Origin of the sequence: Bartonella sp. CM120XJJH, assembly GCF_042194715.1 — a bacterium.
Classification (GTDB): Bacteria; Pseudomonadota; Alphaproteobacteria; order Rhizobiales; family Rhizobiaceae; genus Bartonella.
In genome coordinates this window covers 21,162-37,936 of the sequence record NZ_JBHINE010000016.1, presented here as the reverse complement: position 1 = coordinate 37,936, position 16,775 = coordinate 21,162, and the positions used below count along the sequence as shown (strand labels likewise).

Sequence of the window (16,775 nt, the reverse complement as noted above, 5' to 3'; positions counted from 1 at the left end):
GGCAGGGCTTATCTGTCTTGTCTGATGAAACAGTTTCGTTTGAGGTGTCGTGATAACCATATGAAATAATCAGCAGGGAAATCTGATAGACGAGAAATCAGATTGTTGCAAGACCAGTGTTTACAGAGCGGTGCGGGGTGGTGAACCTTTCGTTTGGCTTTGTTCTGTAAAGATGTAAAAGCGTAAAAATGGTGATCTGTAAAAGTGAAGCGGAGGATTTGTGCTTTGTGGATTGTGCGTGTTTTTTGTCACGTTGGGCTTTTGTCTGGTATGGAGAGGTGAGAAGGATTGGGGGAAGTGTTTTCGTGAATGGAGCAGAGAAAGCTGGGATGAAGGGCGCTTGTGTGTTGGCTGGAGAGGAGAATTTGGGAATAGCTGTGAACAGATTGCAAGGGGGATGTGTAAAGGGGTGATGTGTAAAGAGGTGTGAAGAGAGAAAAAATGTGGTTAGCTTTTATATTCTATGCGGAACGTAACAATTATAGTTGCGTCTGTATTTATATGGGGGAATATCCGTGAAATGGGTGTGAGAAGCATTGAGAGATGTTTTTTTAATAAGTGGGTGAATGAGAAATACAATAGTAATCCTATTTAGGGGTGATCTTATTAGGGGCACTCCTATTTTAGCTCTTGTTGTTTTGGATATTGTGTTTTCTATGAGGGGTATTTTACTGGAATGGCGTTTTGCAAGAGAGGTGTTTTGAAGAATGTGATTCCCTTAAAGAAAAACACAAAAATATCAAAAGAAAAATATAAAAACTTGACAAGGTAAATGTAAAAAGGTATCATAATGATACAATCGGAATTGTGCGTTTAAATCAGATGGGATCTCTTGATAAAATTCTGTGAGAGTGGGGGAGTGTCTTCCCAAGGTTTTGATGTCTGTTATCCTATTTTTGAAGTTTGTTATTCGATGATGCCGTAAACCGGTGCCGTGGAGCATTTTTGGGGATGTGGGGGTATCAGGTGGGCAAGGCTTTAGGCAGAGGGGGATAGTCGCGAGGGATGTTGATGGGTGCGCTTTTGTTTAATCCGAAATTTGTCTAATCAGAAATTAACCACAAGACTGCTTTTTGTTTTTTCGGCTGGAGCTCTCTAAAGTTTTTTAAAAGTGCATGTTCTTTTTCGCTATAGGTGTCTTGATCATGGTGAGAGGCATTTTCTTTTGTTGAGAGATTTTCTTTTGTGGCAAGGTCTGCATAAAAAAAGTTTACGGGAACATCTAGTTTTTTAGCAATTTCTAGCAAACACCCTGCACTGACACGATTGGAGCCTTTTTCATATTTTTGGATTTGTTGAAAACTGACACCTAAATGGTTTCCTAATTCCTTTTGAGAAAGCCCCATTGAAATGCGTCTATGACGAATTTTTTTGCCTATCGAAATGTCGTTAAAATGTGGATTTTTAGTTTGCACTTCAAGCTCCCCTCCGGTTGCGAGCGCCCTCGCATGAGTATTCCGGGAGGTTGAAAGCACTGAACTCAAATCAGCTTTTTGCTTTTAGTGCTCATGGCACTTGGACATAGAAAAAACTCCTGGAACTCCGGGACACCCACAAAGTGGGGTAAATTAATGTTTGAGTTTTCGGGCTTCAACGCCCTATTGATCGCTGCGTAGACGATCAAGGCACCTTTTGAATGATAAAATAATTTCAAGGGATTGGCAAGAAAAATCAAAATAATTTCAAAGACTATAAGATTGGGTACTTTTTAAAAAAGTGCGAAATCTGGATTTTTAGTTGGCACTTCAAGCCCCCCGCTAGGGGCGAGCGCCCTCGCATGAGTATTCCGGGAGTTTGAAAGCACTGAGCTCAGCCAGCCTTTTGCTTTTAGTGCTGACAAGCACTTGGACATAGCAAAAGCTCCCGGAATCCGGGAGATACCCACAAAGTGGTATCGATTTTTATGTACTGAACTTAGGGCTTTTAACCCCTCTTGGTTGTTGCGTAGACGACCAAAAACACAGAACTATCAATAAAGTAGTTTCAGAAGATTGGCAAGAAAATTAAAATATTTTTTAGTCTGTTATACTGTAAAATAGGGATGTTTGGGGGCGGTAATCTGATGTTAGTAGGGGGGGGTGGGGCAGAGACAGGATTATAGTTTAAAACCGGTGGGGGGTGGAAGCTTTATTCAGCAGAGGAAAATTTGCTTTTTGAAGTTGAATTGTAGATCAGAGCTTATCTGGCGTGTTTGATAAAACACCATTCTTTGAAGTGTCGTGATAGCTATATAAAATAATCAGCAGGGGAATTTGATAGACGAGAAATCAGATTGTTAACAGACCAGTGTTTACAGAGCGGTGCGGGGTGGTGGATATTTCATTTGGCTTTGTTCTGTAATGATGTAAAAGCGTAAAAACGTTGATCTGTAAAAATGGAGCAGAGAATTTGTGCTTTGTGGGTGTTTTTTACCTTTTTTGGTGTGTCCCATTTTTTTAAAATTGCTGGTTTCTTTCGAGGTTTGATTCCTGATTTTTATGTCATTTTTTGTGTTTGAGGTTTTGGTTTCTCTTTAGTTGGAAGGAACATGATGATGGTAGATGAACATTGTCTTCCCTTACGTCGAAGAGGGCGGAAAAAAGGGGCTTTGAATAAAACAACAAAGCGGTTTAATGAAGCTCTTTTGATAGCGGCGGAACAGGCTGGCTATCACTACGGTGAAGATGGGCTGGTTTCTTATCTTCAATATCATGCTTTGAATAATCCCGTACCGTTTTTTTCGCTTCTTGCAAAAGTGTTGCCTCTTCAGGGGACTGGAGAAGGGCAGGTTAAAACAGTTTCGCGTATTGAGATTGTACCAGTGAATGCAAAAAATAGTGAACCGGAGAAGCATGATCTTTCGGTAACGGAGGCTTGAAGAGAGGTCTGTGATGTTAGGGTGTTTACTGGAGGGCAGAATATTTCGCTGGGAGATATTTGGGTTTCCTATGTGGGGACGCCGGCTTTTATGGGCGATGACAGAGGGGGGCGTGTGCTGAAGAGGTGATACCCTAGAGGTACAATGCGTAGAGGGCGTGATGTTATCTACTGTTTTGGATTTTTTGTGAAGGTTTGGTCTTTTCTCGTTATTGAAGGTGTGGAGATATCAAAAACAGTTTCGCGTATTGAGATTGTACCAGTGAATGCAAAAAATAGTGAAGCGGAAAAGTATGATCCTTCGGCAACGGAGGTTTGTGATATTGAAAAATGTTAGGCTGAGGTGAATGATGTGGGGTAACTGTTTTGGAAGGGGGCTGCTTTGGTGATTGCTTGTCTTGAGGGGATTGAAGCAGAGGCTATCGTGCTTTGTAGGTGCTCGTGATACTGGAAGGTGTGGGGCTTTGGGTGAATGATGCGTAAAGGCTTGTGCTGGAGGGGATTTGGTGCAGGGTGTTTGTGTGGTGGATATGGGACAGTGTTTTGATGGGGTATCTTGGGAGATAGACAAGTGTGTGGATTGGTGATGCTTGAGAGGCATGATGTTTGAGGATGTTGGGTTTTGGATATGCCTGAGAGCCATGTGCTGAGGCTATGATTTGGGGGGATGCCGTGCTTGTGGTTGGGGGATGACAGGCGCGGTGTTTGAGGGGCGGTGATGGGGGGATATAGGGGCCCCCCTTGGGTGGAAGGGTACCTTGGGGGCGCATATCGTGTATATGCGGGGTCCAAAGTGGTCAAAGGGGTTCAATGTGGTCAAAGGGGTTCAAGGGGGGGCTTCATGCAAAAAAGTGAAATTCATTGAGTATTAGGATGAAGGAAGGTAAAGCGCTGCTTTTGAGAAGGGCGTTTTGCGTTCAATTGCTCTTTTCTTTTAATTGCTCTTTTCTTTCAATTGTTCTGGGAGAATTAAACTTGGGATAAGCAAAAGGGTGAAGCGCAATTATTGCTAAAGTATGAAAATTTATAATGAAAATTGTTCAGAAAATTTCTCAAAAAATTGAGCAGAAAACGGCTCAAGTGGCTCTTATTCCAAAGCTTATTCCTGTTTTTACTGGAAAAGCAGATGTGCGAGCCGCTTGGGGAGGACGGGGTTCTGGAAAAACACGTTCTTTTGCTTTGATGTCAGCTGTTGTGGGTTATCGCCATGGAATGGCTGGAGAGCGCGGGATTATTCTTTGTGCAAGGCAATTTCAAAATTCTCTCAATGAAAGTTCTTTGGAAGAAATTAAACGCGCTATCGAATCCTATCCTTTTTTACAAGACTATTATGAAATCGGCGATAAATATATTAAGTCAAAAGATGGACGGATTGTCTATGTGTTTGCTGGGCTTGATCGCAATATTGCGAGTATTAAATCAATGGGGCGCGTTTTCCTTTGTTGGGTCGATGAAGCAGAGCCGGTGACAGAAACCGCTTGGCAAACACTTATTCCAACTTTGCGCGAAGAAGGAAAAGATTGGAACGCAGAATTATGGGTCACATGGAACCCGTGCCATGAAAATGCACCCGTGGAAAAACGTTTCCGAAATGTCGATAATCCTCATATCAAAGGGGCAGAAATTAATTGGCGCGATAATCCGCAATTTCCGGAAAAACTCAATCGTGATCGAATGGACGATTTGCAGCAAAGACCAGAGCAATATAACCATATTTGGGAAGGCGAATATCTCCAAGCTGTCCAAGGGGCTTATTATCAGAAATGTCTTCTCGAAGCCGAAATGGAAGGGCGGATTACCACCGTTCCACGTGATCCTTTGATGCAGGTGAGAATCTTTTGGGATATCGGGGGAACAGGAGCAAAGGCTGATGCTACTGCATTGTGGGTTGCACAATTTATTGGACGGGAAATCCGAGTGCTCGATTATTATGAAGCTCAAGGACAACCTCTTTCAGAGCATGTGGGTTGGGTCTATCAAAGGGGATATGAAAAGGCTCTCATGATTTTGCCCCATGATGGCGCAACAAAAGATCGTGTTTATAATGTGAGTTTTGAAAGTGCACTTCAACAAGCCGGTTTTCAAACTAAAGTGATTCCTAATCAAGGAACAGGCGCTGTGAAAATGCGTATCGAAGCCGTAAGGCGGTTGTTTCCTGCACTATGGTTTAATCGTGAAACGACATGTGCAGGCAGAAAAGCACTCGCTTGGTATCATGAAAGGCGCGACGAACAGCGCAATATCGGACTAGGGGCTGAACATGATTGGGCTAGCCATGGGGCCGATGCCTTTGGACTGATGTGTGTGGCTTATGAACAACCAAATGCTAGAGCGCGAAAAAATACCTATCGCTCGTTTCACCATTCTCAAACGTCATGGATGGCTTTTTAATGAATATTTCTACAGATTCTTCTTTTTCTTCTTTTGATCAAATCGAAACGCTTGAAAATCAAGCACTCTTTAAAAAACTCGTGGGGTGGTATCAGGATGATATTGCTCATGTCGAAAAATGGCGAAAAAATGCCCAAGAAGATTACGATTTTTATAATGGACGGCAATGGAATGAGCAAGACTTGGCTGTCTTGCACGAACAAAACAGACCGGTCATGACTTTTAACCGTATTGCGCCTTTAATCAATGCCGTGATTGGGGCTGAGCGCAATAATAAAAGACAAGTTCAATTTATTCCACGACAAGAAGGAGCAGCCTTTGCAAACCAGATTCTGACAGGGGCAGCTGAGTGGTTTCGTGATGAAGCCGATGGGGAATACGAAGATTCCGATGCCTTTCAAGATGCTATTATTTGCGGAATGGGGTGGACAGATACACGCCTTGATTATGAACAAGATCCACAAGGAAAACCAATCATTGCGCGTTTAGACCCGATGAAAATGGTGTGGGATGCGAGTGCTGTCAAGCCTAATCTCATTGATGCACAACGCCTGTGGTATATTGATGAAAAACCTCTTGCTGTGGCTCAAGAAATGTTTCCCAATGTTCATTGGAGTGATCTTAATGCTGATTGGGTTAAACATCATAGTTTTTTACACCCAACCAGCAATGGGATGACACAAAGTTATCAGACTGAGAGGGGGGATCAAGGAGAAGAGGGAGGAACCTATCAACGTCCTAAAATGGTGACATTGGTAGAATGTCGCTGGTTTGAACGCGAGGTGGTTTATAAAGTTCTCGAGCCTCAAAGTGGAAAGTTTATCGATTATTCAGAGCAAGATTTCCAAAATTTAAGTAAAACCTTTCCTCATGTTCAAGCAACAAAGTTGAACAGAAAAATTGTTAAACGGGCATTTTTGGGCAGAAAGCTGCTTGATGCGCCTGATAAGCCCTTGGTCCCAAACAATCAATTGGGATGGGAGTGTATTACCGGTACTTTTGATAAGTTAAGCCGGCAATTTTATGGAATTGTGCGCCCTACAAAAGATCCCCAACGGTGGGCAAACAAATATTTTAGTCAAGTGATGCATTTGCTCAATAGCCAATCCAAAGGCGGAATTATGGCAGAGCGCGATGCTTTTGATGATGATCGACAAGCTGTCGAGAGTTGGGCTAGAGCTGATAGTATTACTTGGTTGAAAAGTGGGGCGGTGTCTGGGGGAAGAATCCAGCCTAAACCCATGGCACAATTTCCGCAAGGGTTTTTCCAATTGTTTAATGAAGCAAAGAGCGCACTCGAACAGGTGACGGGATTGTCTTCTGAATTTATTGGGACGCGAGCTGTCAATCAGCCCGGTGTTCTTGAACAACAACGGCGACAATCGTCACTTAATCTTTTGGCTTCCTTTTTTGATGGGTTGCGTCGATATCGGCAACGACAGGGAAAAATTATTCTCTATCTTATTCAAAATTATCTGTCCGATGGGCGGTTGGTCCGTATTGCTGGGGATGAAAATGCCCAGTATGTGCCGCTGACACGCGAAATGGTGACAAGTTTGGAATATGATATTGTCGTGGATGATGCGCCAACAAGTCTTAATGAAAAAGAGCGTACTTTTGCACTGATCATGCAATTGCTTCCTTTGATGCAAAATTTTGCAACGCCTGAAATTATGCTTGATCTCTTACGCTATTCGCCTTTACCAGCCTCACTTATTCATAAAATTGCGATAAAGGCGCAAAATTCTTTTCAAGAAGAGCAAAATGCCTCAGCGCAGACGGGGGGGAATGTGGGAACAGAGCAGATAATGCAGATGTTGCAGACAGTAAAGGCTCAACAATAGGATGCTTTATGATGTGCAATATAATGCGCAATCTTGGATAAACCTCATCAATTGTCGGGTGTATATCAATTTCCATAGTACAGGGTTGCTTATGTCGTGCAATGTCGCCTCTCTTTATCTCAGAAGAGCTGTTGTGTTGAGCCATAGTGTTGGTGTTGGGAAACATCTTTAATAGAGTCTTTTTGTCACGGTGGGGATATGTGGGAGGTGTTTTGCTGTCATGGTGGGGGAGCCCATGTGGGAGAATGTTGGAGCCAAAAGATGGGTAAGCATTGAGGGGATAAATGCTTATGGGGCTGTTTTATCTGAAAAATTTGATTTTATTGTTTTAAAAAAGAGAAGGCTAATGTCATGGATCAAGAACACTTAACGCCGGCAGAACAAAACCAATTGAAACAGGATTATCTACTCTCAACACAAGAGGGGGAAGACGGTGAAATTGGAAGAGAAGAAAAAACTCTTGAAGGTAATTTCCAAGGGCAAATGCATCAAAAACAGGACTCTTCGCAAAAGGCTGGAAAAGAAGTTCAAGGGGGAGAAGATGCTCCACCAGATCCGCAAAAAGACTTTATGGGCTATATGCAATGGTTGGGAAAAACACTCCAAAAACAAGGACTTGTTAATGAAAAACAACAACCTTCTCTGGCTCGCGAAGCAGAACAGTTGTATGCGTTTTTTCAGCAGTCTGTTGCAAGTGTTAAACAAAATCATCATGATTTTGATCAAGCTGCTGATTTTATTTATGAAACGCGGGCTAAACAGTTGGCAGCTTGCGCTTCGCTCTATCCTGAGATGGCCGATCCCAAAAATATTGATGCGTTGATTGGTGATGAGTTGAAACAGATCTTGCGCGATTGTGCGCAAAAAAATCAAAATCCGGCTGAAGTGATTTACTCTATTGCACAAAAAATTGGCTACACAAATGTTCCCAATAACATGGATGAAAATTTACAGGAAAGACACAATTCTGCACGTACACTTGCTGCTTATAACGGCTTGATGCCAAATGGGCCGATTTCTTTGGATATGCTTGATAAAATGTCAGAAGCAGAGTTTAGCGCTTGGGTTTCTGATCCTAAAAATAAAGCTGCTTTTAACCGTTTAATGGGGGGAAGAGAATTTTAAAAACAAGAATGAGGGGGCGTGTTTTTTGTGGGAACGTTAAGAGGCTTTTGGCGCATGGCGTGCGGGGGCGTGCTTTTTGCGGGAACGTGGAGAGGCTTTTAGCACATGGCGTGCGGGGGCGTGTTCTTTGTGGGAACGTTAAGAGGCTTTTAGCACATGGCGTGCGGGGCCGTGTTCTTTGTGGGAACGTTAAGAGGCTTTTGGCGCAGGGAATGTGGGGGATTTCTCAAAGCACGGATGTGGTGAGGAGAGCTCTTATAAGGGGGAGGCAGACGCTAATAGAAATTAGATAAAACTCACGAACAACCTATTCACCATTTGAAATGAAATGTGGTGTTTTAACAACCGGCGCTTTGCCGGGTTTTTTATGTCAATAAAACTTTTAGAGGACAAAATGACTGTAACTTATATCGGACTTAATGACCCAATGGCAGTGCGCACATGGTCTAAATTACTAAACCAAGAAGTCTCAAAAGCACTTCCGATTGCACCGCTGATTGGAAATGATTCAAACAGTATCGTACAATTAAAAGATGAAACCACGAAAGCAAGTGGGGATGCTATTAGCTTTAATTTGCGTGTGCAGTTGCTAGGCGATGGGGTGAGTGAAGGGCAGACATTGGAAGGCAATGAAGAAGCTTTACAGTTTCTCAATGATCGCTTGGCAATTAATGAACTCGTTCATGCTGTGCGTGTCAAAAATGAGGGAACGATTGATCAACAACGAATTCTCCATGATTTGCGCACCGAGGCAAAAAATGGTTTGGTTGATTGGTATGCAGATCGTCTGAGTATGATGTTCTTCATTCAAGTGTGTGGATATACCGCAAAAGCTATTAACTTTGAGGGACGTACGATTAATCTTAAACCTGTTCATTATGGGTTTAATGCGCCAACGGCACCAACCGATAAACGCGTCGTGCGCCCTAATGGAAAAACAAAAGATGAAGATTTAAAATCAAACGATGTTTTTGATCTTAAGCTCATTGATAAAGCTGTTGAACGGGCTAAATTGGCAAATCCAAAAATTAGACCCGTGCGGATTGATGGGGAAAATGTCTATGTGCTTTATCTTCATCCAACCCAAGTGACGCAATTGCGAACCAACACAGATGCGGGGCAATGGCTCGATATTACCAAGGCAATCTATAGTGGAAGTCGTATCAAAAATCCGCTCTATGATGGATCTTTGGGCATGTATAATGGTGTGGTTTTACGCGAAGCTGAACATATTACCGAAGGAGTCGAGTCTGGGACGACAAATAAAGCTGTACCAAATGTGCGTCGTGCTGTTCTCCTTGGTGCGCAGAGTGCTGTGATTGCTTTTGGTAAAGATCGAGGAGCAACACGCTATAAATTGGTGGAAGAACTCTTCGACTATGAAAGAGAATTCGGGGTCGCGGCAAAAACCATTATTGGTATGAAAAAAACTTGCTTTACCTTGCCAGGAAGTACGCAAGGGGCTCAGGATTTTGGCACTATCGTCATCCCAACTTATGGAGCACCCGCTTAAAGCGAATGTTTGCTCACTTCCCCCAACAAGAGGGATCTGTTGGGGGAAAAATTTAAAATGCTTCCAGAAACAAGGACAGGCTTATGACCACTTCCACTGATCCCCAAAATCTAAACCTTACACAGTCAGACCATTCTAAAACTTTTGCTTATATGGTCGCGCTTATTCAAGATGAAATTGATGATACAACAGCGGAATATTCCCTGCAAATTCAAGATTCAATTTTTACGGCTTTGCGTTTGTGTGAACGCGAACCCTTTTTCTTTAATGAAAAAAGAGAAAGGACGTTTAAAACACAAAGTGGTAAAACATGGTATGGGCAAGAAGAGGGGGTTTTTATTGAATCAGAAAAGAGTTTGGAGGGCGTCTTTTTAGCAACAAAGAATGCAACACCAACAAAGCTGTTCTTTAAGCCCTTGGAAGTGTTGCACCAACAATATGGTATGAATCCTGCGCTAGGAACGCCATTCTTTTATACGTGCCTTGATCAAAAAATAGGACTCTTTCCAACACCAGAACATGTGGAAACTGTACAGCTTTCTTATGCTCCTGTTCATTTTGCCGATGAACAGCTGAAAGAGGATGATAATCCTTGGTTGATTTATGCTTTTGATCTTATTAAAGCACGGGCAAAATATGAACTTTATAAAAATATTCTTAAAGATCCTGAATATGCCGCTGTTTCTTTCAGAGATTTTCAAGAACAGCTTCAAGCTTTGCGGATTGAAACATCGCGCCGAAAAGGTTCTTCAAAGATTCGTCCAATGCGTTTTTAAAAGGCTTTTTTCCAAATCGTTTATGGCTGGTTTGTCCCTTATGGCTGGATGCGCGTTGGGCGTTGATGGTGAAGGGCTGGTGAATGGCGTTGGGGTGGCGATTATTTATGGTATCGTTTTTTCGATGTGTTAGTCAACTTAAAGTTGTGTTTTTTGTTGAATTTTATGCCTTTAGAGTTTTAAGGGCTTTTGTGGTTTTTTATCAATAAGCCTTGGTGTTTTGAATGGCACTGGGCTCTTCAAGAATTTTATGGGGGTCTTGATGGCTTTTTTCCCAATCGCTGATTATCGACCCGATGTGGCGGATATCAATGGAATTTTTACCGATGAACTTGTTAATGTGCTACCGGCTGATGGCTCCTATATCCCTATGCCAAGTTTTGAACCTTTATCAGAGCCTTGTCCGGAGCCAATTTTAGGTGCTCTTGCGGTTAAAACAAAAAATGGGGTTTCCATTATTGTTGGGACAAGAGAAAAAATCTTCTTGCTTGATAATACAACAATGAACTGGAAAGATATTAGCCAAAAAGGAAAATCTTATCTGGCTAATATCGATGCTCCGTGGTCTTTTGCTTTGTTTGGTGATTTTATCATTGCGGTGAATGCCAATGATAAACCACAAGTGATTGATATTAATCATGATAAAAGATTTAGAAATTTAGGGGGAAATCCACCACAAGCAGGGATTGTTCGAATCTGGGGAGATTTCGTTTGTTTGATGAAATTAACCGAGTATCCAAGACGGGTTCATTGGTCTGGATTAAATGATGCTGAATTTTGGACTGTTGGGAAAAAAAGTTGTGATTATCAAGATTTTCCTGATGGCGGATTCGTTCAAGGGGCAACCGAGACAACAAATCCAATTATTTTTATGCGTTCTGCAATCTATGCTGGTTCTTTTATCCCTGGCTCCAAGATTATTTTTAGTTTCCAAAAAATTCACGATAAACGAGGTGCCAAAAATGCTGAATCTATTGTTTGTCGCGGCGACTTAGCATTCTTTGCCGATGAAGGCGGTTTTTATCAAATAACAAATGAGGGACAGATTATACCCATTGGGTTCGAAAAAGTTGATCGAACGATGACCGCAAAATCAAGGCAGGATAATCTGTATACCATGTCTGCGGCTATTGATGGGGTGTATAATCGTGTTTATTGGATGGTTGATTCTGATGAGAACCTTCATAAACGTATCTTGCTCATTTATGATTGGGGATTGCAAAAATGGACAAAAGCTCTCGTGGATATCAAAATGATATTGCCTATTTTCTTAGCCGGAACAACCCTAGAAGGTCTTGATTTTGTGACTGAGAATATTGATGATTTGTCCTTTTCTCTTGATAGTAAAGTTTGGAAAAATGAATCGCCTATTCTGGGGGCATTTGATCAACAGGGCAGACTGGGTTCGTTTTCTGGATGCCCTATGGCTTGTGTCGTGACATCACAAGAAATGGGGCAGACAAATGGCATGATAACACGGGTGAAAAATATTATGCCTCAAGTCAATAGTGGAAAGTTTTATTTGTCTGTGGGAATGCGCTTTCGACAATCTCTTGAAGAGGAAACTGTTTGGTTGCCAGAAAAACAGCCCTCTTATAATACGGGACAAATTCATTGTCGCGCAAGGGCACGGTTTTATCGCTTTAAATTGCGCATTCCTGAAGGCGTGAATTGGACTCATGTCACCGGATTTGATGTGGAATTGACGCGGGCCGGCATGCGATAGGCATGCCCTTTTGTAATACCATGCGATAGACCTAAGCCCCTATTATTAAAGAACAAATGCCCCATAGTCCCCAAGCCTTTATAAACAAAGGAACAAGGTGGTACGTTATGTTTCATGCTTTTCTGCGATAAAAGAAAAATAGGCTGCACCATGGTTTATTTTTATAAAGAGGAAAGGGTTTATTTTTATAAAGAAGAAAGTTTCCTCTTTGTTGTGACAAAGGGATGATGGGGCTTTTTTTCTTTTATTGTGCGGGGAGCATGGAATGTGTGGAATGCGTAGGGGGATGTTATTTAAGGGGAGATGAGTGATAAAGCTAAAAGAGCCAAAATTATGATGCAAGAGAGTCAAGATTTATATTCTGCTCATTTGACAGAGCAATGGCCATGGGAAAAAATAGCGCCCTATCAAGAGGCTCTCAATGCTGCGTTTCAAAAATATGCTCAGCGCTTTCCAGATGATGTTTGTCTGGAAAAAGTTGCTGAAGAAATCGCTACAGGACAAGCACAATTGTGGCTGGTCTTAAAAAATAAAATCCAATTTAGTGCTTTTGCAATAACCAAAGTTGAAAGTGCCCATACGGGGAAAAAATGCGTCGTTCTCTCAGATCTTGCTGGAGAGGGAGGGCTGAAATTGGTCAAATTGATTGATGAAGTCGAAAAATGGGCGCGAACAATTAATGCTGAAGAAATGCACATGTTTGGAAGAACTGGATGGGCGAAAAAGCTCGCTCATCACGGATATTCTCGTAATCTTATTCAATATAGAAAGGTTCTCAAGTCATGAGTAGAAAAACCACACCTCAAGTGCAGACAACAACACAAACAAATGCTCCACCTGCTTGGGCGGCTGATATTTTAAAACAAGCCAGTGCTGATGCACTTGGACTTTATAATAAAGGGATTGGCGGAAACGTTTATCAGGGAGACAGAGTCGCTGGTCTTAGCAATATGACAAAAAATGCGCTGACCGGTTTACAACAAGCAGCAGGGCTCTATAACAATCCAACGGTAACGCAATGGTTGAATGCACCAACCAACAGCGCTACAAATCTTTCCGGTATGGCTAAGGGAAGCTGGATTGGAAGCAATAGTAAATTTAATACTGCATTGCAAAATGCTCTGAGTAAAACTTCCGATGCAATTAATCAATCGATGTCTGGGGCAGGACGTTATGGCTCTGGGGCTCATACCGGTGTGCTGGCTGATGAGCTAGGCGCCTTGGCAACAAATGCTGCAGCACAGCAATATAATCAAGATATTAATAATATGATGAATGCAAACCAGATGATTGATCGCTCTCAGAATGATCAGGTTAATGCGGCAAATAGCTATTATCAAGGGCAGAGTAACGTGCAAAGCAATGCTTTGAAAGGGGGCATGATTCAAGATCTAAACCGTCAAAATATCTTAGATGCTGAACGCCAAAAATGGTCAGAAAAAGATAATCAAGATTGGAACCGATTGCAAAGCTTGTTACAGGTTGGGACTCAGGCTGCTGGAAATTACGGAACGACTTCCGGAAAATCCACGACAATGCCTTCTGTGACAAAAGATCCATTGCGTGATGCGCAGCAAGTGCTTGGATTGGTCGGAGGAATTTTAGGGCTTTGTGATGTGAGGGCAAAAGAAAATATTATCTCTGTGGGGCAGAAAAAGGGATATCCACTTTATACCTTTAATTATAAAGGAAATCCACAACGTTATCAGGGCGTTATGGCGCAAGACGTGTTGCGTGTGAAGCCGGAAGCAGTTTATGTCAATGCAAAAACAAAATTATTGCATGTTGATTATGACAAAATAGGACTGAAAATGGAGAAAATGAAAGAGGAGAAAATACCGGCATCTAAAAATAAAATTGCGGCTTTCTTTTCTTCATTTTTTGCTCGTTTTCCCTTTTTGAATAAAGAGTATCTTCTATGAGTTCGATTTATGATTGGTCAATTATCGCATCAGAAAATGCTTATGCCGACGAGCGTATAAACTGGGCAGAAGGGCAACCTCCAAGCACAGTTAATGATAGTGCTCGCGCTATGATGCAACGTATCAAAGAATATTTGTTGGATAATGGGGGCGGGATTGAAACACAGTTTACTGTTGATGTGAAGAACGAGAGGACATCACTTCGTTTGGCGACAAAGTCTTTTTTTGAGACTTATATGGATGGCATTGTTGTGCGCTTCAAAGCACAAGGCGCCAACAGAGGAATAACAAATGTTTCTTTAAATCAATTACTTCCACGACCAACTTATATGGCAACGCCAGAGGGTATTATGCCTTTAAAGGGCGGAGAAATTCAAAAAGGGGGGCTTTATGAGATCGTCTATACGCGTGATATTGCCGGGAAAAATGCTGATGGCTGGTTTTTAACTAATCCTACTGTAAAACTTCCTGAAATTCCGCCCTTTCCTCCTTTACCGGAAACGTTTTCTTCTGGATTTATCGGGACTTTTGCTACAGAAAAAATACCCTCTGGATGGTTACTGTGTGATGGTAAACAATATTTGCGAAGGAGCTATGCCAATCTCTTTGCTGTTCTGGGAGAAACATGGGGAAAAGGAGACGGGAGAACAACATTCAATGTTCCCGATTTGCGTGGAATGTTTTTACGGGGGCTCGATAGTGGAAAAGAAATTGATAAAGGACGTCGCTTGGGAAGTCGACAAGAAGAGTCTTTTAAATCCCATACCCATGAGGGAAAAACAGATTCAACAGGTAACCACCAGCATAGTTATCCAAAGGTTGAAAACAAGATTCTAAGGTACAATAGCGGGACTTATAAAGAGGAGGTAGCTATGGTGTCTCGGATAGGTTGTTTGACAGGTCCTGCGGGAGAGCATGAACATAAGGTCTTGTTGCAAAAAAACAGGGGGGGATGAAACACGCCCCGTCAATATGGCGGTGGTTTATGCTGTCAAAGCCTGAGAATGAAAGCTTTGAGAAAGATAAAAATGCTTGCAAAATGTTTGTTATGAAAAAAAGTCTTATTGAATATATTGTGCAGAAAGTTTTGAGGCGCTTTAGAAAAAACTCAATTCTCTTTATTATTTTATTTTTTGTGCTGCCTTTGTTGGATGTGTAACGGTCAGTTTGCCTATTGTTCTTTAGAGGATCAAGACAGTGATTATTGAAGGTAGGGGTAAAAGAGAACAAAAAAACTTTCTTTATTCATAGAGTTTTTGCTGAGGAATAAAGACTTTATCCAAAATGCTTCTCTCTTGTGGTATCGTGATACATTATTGGTATCGTGATACATTATTAAAGCGTCGGGTTTAAAGCGCTGCTGTGCGATGACAAAAAGCCCATGGGTGAAATTTATCCTATTATGTTATGCCGTAAAACACCGTCATTAAAACACTATTATTGAAGCTGGTGATATAAGGAAAAATAAGATATACAATACTTGATCCATTTAAGTATTGAAGAGACATCTATTCAGCGGAAGTCTTGCTTGGTTAAACCTTATGCCAATGAATCATATAAATGATTAGCAGACGGAATCCCTTCAGAGTAGTTGAATTGTTTGCAACCCGATGTGGGACTAAATCTTCGTCCTTTGAGGTGGTGGGAAGAGGTCAACGGATATGTCTATTTAAAGTGAGAAAAGGCAAAATGGTTCTCTCCTTCTTTTGGGAGTGTATGTAAAAAGCGTTTATTCTTTCAAAATGGGCGCTTTGTTGGCTAGAGCAGATTGGCGATGCGTTACATGGTGAGGCATTGAACTCTCTTAGATGGCATTTTGTGCTTATCAGGCAACTTCTTGAAACAGAATGAGAGTGATACGAGAAAATCTGTAAGACAATAGTTTATCCTGTTGTGTCGTAAAATACTATTGTTTGAGGTGCGGTTAAAACTTTATGGATTGGGATGTTTTTCGTCTGTGCGTATTCTTAAAGAAGCGTTTTTGTAGAGTAACTCTAGACAGGGGATGCATTCCAAGGTGCATTTGATGAGGGAAGCCAAGCCAAATCCGTTAGATAATAAGCCAGATTGTTTACAGATTGTTGTTTATCGATTGGCATTGTTTGAAGACCGGTGGAGCGGGCTTTGTCCTTTTGGGGAAAGCCAACAAAGCATCAAGGTGATCATGCATTTTTCTTGGTTTCAGGTGATAAAATTATCATTTCAGGTGGAAAACAGAATATAATCTAAAAAATACCTTGTAAAAATTTTCGATGAAGAAATTTTTTCAAAAGCCTTTCACATAGTTGTCTGAGGTTGTCTGAGGTTGTCTGAGGTTGTCTGAGGTTGTCTGAGGTTGTCTGAGGTTGTCTGAGGTTGTCTGAGGTTGTCTGAGGTTGTCTGAGGTTGTCTGAGGTTGTCTGAGGTTGTCTGAGGTTGTCTGAGGTTGTCTGAGGTTGTCTGAGGTTGTCTGAGGTTGTCTGAGGTTGTCTGAGGTTGTCTGAGGTTGTCTGAGGTTGTCTGAGGTTGTCTGAGGTTGTCTGAGGTTGTCTGAGGTTGTCTGAGGTTGTCTGAGGTTGTCTGAGGTTGTCTGAGGTTGTCTGAGGTTGTCTGAGGTTGTCTGAGGTTGTCTGAGGTTGTCTG

The 16,775-nt window shown here is 41.8% G+C and carries 13 protein-coding genes and 1 pseudogene; 13 read left to right on the top strand and 1 reads right to left on the bottom strand.

Annotation, left to right across the window (positions count from 1 at the left end):
- The first annotated feature begins 188 nt into the window (after positions 1–188).
- A complete protein-coding gene (locus tag ACFIKU_RS06995) occupies positions 189–413 on the top strand; it encodes a hypothetical protein (RefSeq protein WP_375657077.1) in 225 nt (74 codons plus the stop codon).
- Positions 414–1,043: 630 nt separating this feature from the next.
- Here ACFIKU_RS06995 and ACFIKU_RS06990 read toward each other — a convergent pair.
- Positions 1,044–1,415 (bottom strand): helix-turn-helix domain-containing protein, encoded by a 372-nt coding sequence (locus tag ACFIKU_RS06990; protein WP_375657076.1) that lies wholly within the window; start codon positions 1,413–1,415, stop codon positions 1,044–1,046.
- A 1,118-nt stretch (positions 1,416–2,533) separates the two neighbouring features.
- Between ACFIKU_RS06990 and ACFIKU_RS06985 the strand changes: the two genes are divergently transcribed.
- From ACFIKU_RS06985 to ACFIKU_RS06930, 12 genes and pseudogenes are all read left to right on the top strand, one after another.
- A complete protein-coding gene (locus ACFIKU_RS06985; RefSeq protein WP_375641777.1) occupies positions 2,534–2,857 on the top strand; it encodes a hypothetical protein in 324 nt (107 codons plus the stop codon).
- A 144-nt stretch (positions 2,858–3,001) separates the two neighbouring features.
- Complete coding sequence (locus ACFIKU_RS06980; protein WP_375657075.1) at positions 3,002–3,193, top strand: hypothetical protein; 192 nt, start codon at positions 3,002–3,004, stop codon at positions 3,191–3,193.
- 692 nt (positions 3,194–3,885) lie between these two features.
- Complete coding sequence (locus ACFIKU_RS06975; RefSeq protein WP_375657074.1) at positions 3,886–5,247, top strand: PBSX family phage terminase large subunit; 1,362 nt, start codon at positions 3,886–3,888, stop codon at positions 5,245–5,247.
- Positions 5,247–7,091, top strand: a complete 1,845-nt coding sequence (locus tag ACFIKU_RS06970; protein WP_375657073.1) for a portal protein — start codon at positions 5,247–5,249, stop codon at positions 7,089–7,091. Before ACFIKU_RS06975 ends, ACFIKU_RS06970 begins: the two co-directional genes overlap by 1 nt.
- Positions 7,092–7,442: 351 nt before the next feature.
- Positions 7,443–8,216, top strand: coding sequence for a hypothetical protein (locus ACFIKU_RS06965; protein ID WP_375657072.1), 774 nt, complete (start codon positions 7,443–7,445; stop codon positions 8,214–8,216).
- A 394-nt stretch (positions 8,217–8,610) separates the two neighbouring features.
- Positions 8,611–9,729 (top strand): N4-gp56 family major capsid protein, encoded by a 1,119-nt coding sequence (locus ACFIKU_RS06960; RefSeq protein ID WP_375641782.1) that lies wholly within the window; start codon positions 8,611–8,613, stop codon positions 9,727–9,729.
- A gap of 83 nt (positions 9,730–9,812) precedes the next feature.
- A complete protein-coding gene (locus ACFIKU_RS06955) occupies positions 9,813–10,505 on the top strand; it encodes a hypothetical protein (protein WP_375641783.1) in 693 nt (230 codons plus the stop codon).
- 262 nt (positions 10,506–10,767) lie between these two features.
- Positions 10,768–12,231: a hypothetical protein gene (locus tag ACFIKU_RS06950; protein WP_375641784.1), complete on the top strand. Its 1,464-nt coding sequence runs from the start codon at positions 10,768–10,770 to the stop codon at positions 12,229–12,231.
- A gap of 303 nt (positions 12,232–12,534) precedes the next feature.
- Entirely contained in the window at positions 12,535–13,017 is a 483-nt protein-coding gene (locus ACFIKU_RS06945; protein ID WP_375641785.1) for a hypothetical protein, read from the top strand.
- Entirely contained in the window at positions 13,014–14,153 is a 1,140-nt protein-coding gene (locus ACFIKU_RS06940; protein ID WP_375657071.1) for a tail fiber domain-containing protein, read from the top strand. Before ACFIKU_RS06945 ends, ACFIKU_RS06940 begins: the two co-directional genes overlap by 4 nt.
- Positions 14,150–15,155, top strand: a pseudogene (locus ACFIKU_RS06935) (phage tail protein). The gene ACFIKU_RS06940 and the pseudogene ACFIKU_RS06935 overlap by 4 nt, the downstream one beginning before the upstream one ends.
- Before the next feature lie 1,024 nt (positions 15,156–16,179).
- Positions 16,180–16,377, top strand: coding sequence for a hypothetical protein (locus tag ACFIKU_RS06930; RefSeq protein WP_375657070.1), 198 nt, complete (start codon positions 16,180–16,182; stop codon positions 16,375–16,377).
- Positions 16,378–16,775 lie beyond the last annotated feature (398 nt).